General features: G+C 58.5%; 5 protein-coding genes. 3 read left to right on the forward strand and 2 right to left on the reverse strand.

Annotated elements, in window-relative coordinates:
• Positions 1–483: 483 nt before the first annotated feature.
• From ACH2EH_RS08475 to ACH2EH_RS08485, 3 genes are read left to right on the forward strand one after another with little or no spacing between them, the layout of a single operon-like run.
• Entirely contained in the window at positions 484–1,089 is a 606-nt protein-coding gene (locus ACH2EH_RS08475; protein WP_395140744.1) for a hypothetical protein, read from the forward strand.
• A gap of 2 nt (positions 1,090–1,091) precedes the next feature.
• The gene (locus ACH2EH_RS08480; RefSeq protein ID WP_395140746.1) at positions 1,092–2,522 is read left to right on the forward strand and encodes an alpha-L-fucosidase; all 1,431 of its coding nucleotides are present in this window, start codon (positions 1,092–1,094) and stop codon (positions 2,520–2,522) included.
• Positions 2,523–2,570: 48 nt separating this feature from the next.
• Positions 2,571–3,068 carry a hypothetical protein gene (locus ACH2EH_RS08485; RefSeq protein WP_395140748.1) on the forward strand — a complete coding sequence of 166 codons (498 nt, stop codon included), beginning with the start codon at positions 2,571–2,573 and terminating at the stop codon, positions 3,066–3,068.
• On the opposite strand, the gene ACH2EH_RS08490 is transcribed toward ACH2EH_RS08485, so the two are convergent.
• Complete coding sequence (locus ACH2EH_RS08490) at positions 3,065–4,117, reverse strand: acyl-CoA dehydrogenase family protein (protein ID WP_395140750.1); 1,053 nt, start codon at positions 4,115–4,117, stop codon at positions 3,065–3,067. The genes ACH2EH_RS08485 and ACH2EH_RS08490 overlap by 4 nt on opposite strands.
• Positions 4,118–4,119: 2 nt before the next feature.
• Positions 4,120–5,091: an LLM class flavin-dependent oxidoreductase gene (locus ACH2EH_RS08495; RefSeq protein WP_395140752.1), complete on the reverse strand. Its 972-nt coding sequence runs from the start codon at positions 5,089–5,091 to the stop codon at positions 4,120–4,122.
• Positions 5,092–5,213 lie beyond the last annotated feature (122 nt).

The following is a 5,213-nucleotide window of genomic DNA, read 5'->3' on the forward strand; positions in this document are numbered from 1 at the left end:
TGTTTTTTATATTAACAGCCCCCCCCCCCCCCCCGTCAATGTGATATTTTTCACACTGGGATGGGAATAGACACCGCTGCGATTGTCAAAGCCGCTGAGAGCCTGCTCAAAGTCCCTGTGCTCCGCTAACCACCATGCGTGGAAGGAGAGTCGTCGCTGGTGTTCTCGTCTTGGGCTTGATCGGACTTGGGGGACGCTCCCTACGACTTGCCTTACGAAACTGGATTTTAAAGTCTACATCGGCGTGGACAGTTGCCCCGCTCTTGAAACAAAAACTGAACCTGCGCTCCTTCACTGTCACCGAGGCATTCCGATGAAGGCTCTTCGTTGGTTTGACAGCAACCTGGTGCTTTATAGTATGCTGGTGGGACGACTTCAGGCTGCACCATTACACTGGGACTCGCCCGGTGGCTATCAGGCCTATGAAGCGAAACGGAGGCCCGCGACCATAAGAGGGTATACTCAAGCCAGGAAATTTCTCTAATGGCATACAGTGAGTTCAGTCTTCAAACCGTTCGTGATCGTCTGGGGCTGACCGTTGAGCATAAGCCTCATCATTTTGCCCCTGTGGCTCCCGTCGCAGTAAGTGCGCTCCTCCAGACCCTTCTGGAGACACAGGTTCCGCTTGCCGTGGCGATTAACACCGAAAAAGCCCGCTCTGAGCTGATCGTAATGAATGTCTTGATGAAGCTCGTTCGCCAGCTTCCCGGCGGGGTGAGTCTCTTTTCAGGGATTGATCTCGATATAGAAAAATCCGACGGCCTCAATGGCTACTGCGACTTTCTCATCAGTCTCTCGCCGCAGCAGCTTATGGTAGACGCTCCGATTATCGCACTTGTCGAGGCGAAGAACGCCGATCTGCCTGCCGCCTGGGGCCAGTGCGCCTCCGAGATGGTTGCGGCGCAGCGCTTCAATGAGAAACGTGGCAATAGCATTCCCAAACTCTATGGTGGCGTGACATCCGGGACGGGCTGGATGTTTGGGTTTCTCGAAGGAAAGCATGTCGTTGTGGACTTGCAAGAGTACAATATTGATGAACCAGAGCATCTTGTGGGAATACTGCTTGCGATGGTACAGCAAAAAATATAGACATGAGCACCCGCAACGACCTGCCTGCGCCCTACGGCCCGATTCCCAGCCCTCGCCAGCTCAAGTGGCACACGCTGGAGACCTACGCCTTTTTGCACTTCACGACCAACACCTTCACCGACAAAGAGTGGGGCTACGGCGACGAGAGCCCAAGCATCTTAAATCCCACTCAGCTCAGCGCCAAGCAGATTGTGAGCACTTTGAAATCCGCAGGGCTGAAGGCCGCGATTCTCACGTGCAAGCACCATGATGGTTTTTGTCTGTGGCCAACGAAAACCACAAAGCATAATATCAGCGCCAGCCCCTACAAAAACGGCAAGGGCGACATTGTGGGAGAGCTGGCGCGGGAGTGCCAGAAACAGGGGCTGAAGTTTGGGGTCTATCTCTCGCCGTGGGATCGCAACAGTGCGCTCTACGGCAGCCCGGAGTATGTCACGCGCATCTACAGGGAGCAGCTGCGTGAGCTTCTCACTAACTACGGACCGATCTTCGAGACCTGGCACGACGGCGCAAACGGCGGTGATGGCTACTACGGTGGCAAGCGCGAGTCCCGGCAGATTGACCGGACGACCTACTACGACTGGCCGACCACCTGGCAGCTGATCCGTGAGCTCCAGCCCGATGCCTGCGTCTGGAGCGATATCGGCTGGGACGCGCGCTGGGTAGGCACCGAGCGGGGCTTTGCGGGCGATCCCTGCTGGCATACCATCACCATCGGTCCCAAAGACGGAGTCGGGCAGATGGACGAGAAAAAGCTGCTCTCGGGGATGCGCAGCGGCAAGTCCTGGATTCCCGCCGAGGTGGACTTTTCCATCCGGCCCGGCTGGTTCTGGCACGAGGCGCAGAATAAGTTCGTCAAGAGCCCGGCACAGCTCATGACGCACTATCTGGAGTCCGTGGGGCGCGGGGCAAGCATGCTACTCAATGTCCCCCCGGATCGGCGTGGCTTGGTGCATGAGATAGATGCCAGTAGCCTTAAGGTCTTTGGGGCGCATCTCAAGAAGACGTTTGCGAAGAACCTGGCTGTGGGGGCAAAGCTTACGGCTTCGAATACGCGCCCCGGCTCCGATCCCAAGCATTTACTGGACGGGAGCTGGGAGACGGCTTGGTATGTAGACGACAGTGTCCTCACACCGGAGCTGACTTTAGAGCTAGGCCGTCCGAAGACGTTTAATATCATCCGGCTCCGCGAGGCAATTGCCTTGGGCCAGCGCATAGATGAAGCGGCAGTGGATATCTGGCAGAGCAGTGGCTGGGTAGAAGTGGCAAAAGCGCAGTCCATCGGCTCGTGTCGGCTCTGGCGCATCCCGCAAACCACAACCACCAAAGTCCGAATTCGTGTCACCAAAGCCGCCGCCTGCCCCGCCCTCTCCGACTTCGGGCTCTTCCTCGAACCACCGATGCCAACCTGGAGCGCTGTAACGCTGCCGTAACGCAGGCGGGCTACACTGTCCTCATTAAACCGAGAGGAAACCACAATTATGATGTTTTTTGCACCTTGCCTTGCGCTACTGGCGCTGATGCCGTCTCAAGACCCTGCTATCACGAAGCCGAAAATTGATCCGTTTGAGGCGACGATTAAGGCGACAAAGTACGGCTATAAAATAGATAAAGACGGCGATTATAGTGTTGAGATCAACTGGGAGGATGAGAAGCGCTCGCAGCTTATCTTTATCCGGGGAACGATAGAGAAAATCGCGGAGCCCAAGATGACGGAAGTGGCGACGCGAGAGGTCTGGTCGGTCTGCTGGAAAGGCAAAGAAAGGCCCACCGCAGAGGCTCTGGAGAAGCTGCTCCTGAAGCACTACAAGTTCGGGGCATTTCAGGTCGAGAAAGGCGAGAGCGGAGCCTGGAGCGCCTACTACCGTGTGGACATCCCCGACAACGCCTCGTCTGCCTACCTAAGGCAAGCAATTCGTATTACGGCGGAAGCTGCCGACAACATGGAAAAAGAACTTCTAGGCACCGACGACTTCTAGGGCAATCGCGCCAGCCGGGCGACGGTTCCCTGCAAAATCTCGCTGGTTTGCTGAAAGAGGGTGTAGAACATGGCCTCGCGCAGGCGGCGCTGGGCGGGGTGATCCAGGCTATTCGCGCCTCCTGATGCCGCTGCGACTCCGGTATGCGCCGCCCGCACCCCCAGCTCGATGGCCCAAGCGCGTGCCTCTAGTGCCTGCTCACGCCAGCCTGGGGCCGATTTATCTCTATCCGCGAGGGTGAAGCAAGTGGCGCGGCACTGCGTAAGCTCGGCCTCCAACGCGTCGGCGGCTTGCGGGAGCACGGGGAAGGGCTTTTTTGTCGCAAGCTGGCGCAGGAGGCGAATACTTCCCTGCGTCACGCCAAACATCGGGGCGACATTGTTGCATAAGTTCGCCGTATCGCTGGCGGCTAGCTGCTCGGGCGATGAGTCCCGCACCCAGTCGGACGCAGGCACAAAGAGATTCGTGAGGGTTACTTCCACGGTTTCCGTGGCCCCCATCGCGCACAGAGGCAGGGGAGCCGAGACACGCTGGTGGTCATCTTCGTGGGCGGGAACATAGAGATAGATGTGCTTGCCATCGGGCAGGTGCGCTCCGTAGATGGTCGCGGAGAGGACCGGCCAGCCGGTTACCCACGGGGCGACCCCGTTGAGAATCCAGCCACCAGGAACTGGCGTGGCGCGGAGCATCGGCTGGGGGCGGCGCAGGTGGCCAAATCCCACGCCAACATAGTGGTTCCCCGTGATCATCTCGGGCAGAAAACGCTTGCGCAACGATGTGTTTGTGCTACTCGCAATCTGTCCACATGAGCCAAGATGCTGGGTTAGAACAAAATAGGTCGTTCCACAAGCGGTGCAGAGCAGCTCGATAAAAGCCCGCCGAAACGCCTCGCCGCCGAAAGTGCCATCGGCCAGACCAGCCGCTGCAAGCGCCTCTAAATTCACTCGTGGTACCTGTCCACTTCGATCGACACGCTCTGCATTGGGTTCCAACAGCTCGTTGCAGATTCGCTGGGCCTCTGCCAATCGGGCATTTTCTTGATCTGTCACGGCTAGAGTGTACCTAGCGCGGGACGTACTTGCTCCGCGAGGCGCTGGATAGATCCACGGATCTGCTCGGAGGAGAGACCGGCCCAGTTGGGTTCCAGATTGATGACATCAAAGTCCGTCTCAGCCCTAAGCGCAGCGATCTGGGCGGCAACACTCTCCGGGCCACCGACTAGAAAGTTGATAGGATGTCCACAGAGCACAGAGGGATCGTCGGGCTCGGGTGTCTCTGCCGGGATCTTGCCCTCGCTGCGGAAGCGTCGCCAGAGCACTCGCAGGGCGGGCTCAAGTTCTGCCATTGCCGTGACATCATCGGGGCCGACATAGACCGGACGGTTGGCCGCGATCAGGCCCGTGCCGCCGGAGTCAAAGTACGCTTGGCGGTAGAGCTTATACTGCTCCGGAGTGCGCAGGTGGGAGTACATCATGTTCATCCGAAGCCGCCCTGCGATCTGAGCGCTTCCCACACTATTAACCGCCTGCCAGCTCCGGGCATGCAGCGTAGGGTGAGCCCGTGGGAGGCTCTCAGAGCTTTGCCAGTTCGCCAGAATCTGACCCAGGGCCTCGGCAAAGTTCGCATGGCGTTCCTGCTCGGAGAGAGCTTCTTTGCCAAAGAGTACCGACTCGGTGGGAGAGCTTCCGCTGCCAAAACCTGGTGTGAGGCGCTCCTGCATCAGCAAGTCCGCAACCACAGTCTGCTCCGCAATGGCGAGCGGGTGGTGCAGGTTTAGGCAGACAATCGCCGTTCCTAGTTGAATGTGCTTCGTCTGTGAGGCCAGATGCAGTGCCAGCAGCAAGGGCCAAGGCAGGTGACCGTAGTGCACATGGCTATGGTGCTCACTGAACCAGTAGTAGTCGAAACCTAGCGCATCGGCGAGTCGGACATAGCCCGCCACTTCCTCATAGACCTCCGCCGAGGCGCACTCACGCGGGGCTTCGATATGGTCTAGGAGCGCGAAGCGCAAGGGAGTGGCCATAGTCTACGAAAAGGGATAGGGAGCATAGACACGCGCCGTCTCCAGTCGGGCTTTTTCCTCGCGCTCCTCCTGATCCGAGCCGCCCCGAACGGCCTTGACGACAATATCGCGCACTTCCTCGG

The organism is Armatimonas sp. (genome assembly GCF_043760365.1).
Taxonomy (GTDB): Bacteria; Armatimonadota; Armatimonadia; order Armatimonadales; family Armatimonadaceae; genus Armatimonas.